The 643-nt window shown below is 30.8% G+C and carries 1 protein-coding gene; it reads right to left on the bottom strand.

The features are described 5' to 3' along the window. On the bottom strand, window positions 1-643 hold a 643-nt coding region (locus BTJ66_RS13440), incomplete at both ends, for a transposase (RefSeq protein WP_153043343.1).

The following is a 643-nucleotide window of genomic DNA, read 5'->3' as shown; positions in this document are numbered from 1 at the left end:
ATAAGTATCATAATGTTCATCGTAGATGAAATCTTTTGTTCTGAAAAAACCAGGTTTTCCTTTAGGTCTTGTATATGGCATTGCTGGTACAATTGCTTTTTCAAGTAAAAAGTGGGCATTAAAAGGTGTTTTATATCCTGAATCAATTGCTAACGTGATAGGCAACATCTGCTTGGTTTCTAATCTTTCAATCATTGGTTTGAGTTGTGTACTATCGTGAATATTACCAGGTGTCACATGCTTATCAATAATATAACCATTTTTATCTACACATGCGTGTAAACTATAAGCAAATTGCTTTTCTCGTTCGCCTTTAACGTAGTATCCGGCTTCTGGATCAGTCGTACTTACCTTTTTAGTTTTATATTCCTCCTTGTCTTTATTTTTTATTGGCTTTTTTCCTTGTGCGCGCCTTTGTTCATTTATTTCATTATCCAATTCTTCTTGGAAGTGAAGTGCATCTTTTTTTACAATTTTTTTGATGTATTTATTCTTATTTGCATTTGCTTTAATATGCGTAGAATCAATAAATAAAGATGAGTGATCTATTAAGTTATTTTTGATAGCTATTTCTAGTATTTTCTCAAATATTTGTTCAAATAAATCTGTATCATGAAAACGACGTGTATAGTTCTTACTAAAA

It is taken from the genome of Staphylococcus edaphicus (assembly GCF_002614725.1).
Taxonomy (GTDB): Bacteria; Bacillota; Bacilli; order Staphylococcales; family Staphylococcaceae; genus Staphylococcus; species Staphylococcus edaphicus.
Note: the sequence above shows the minus strand (reverse complement) of the source record. Positions and strands in the feature narration are given on the sequence as shown.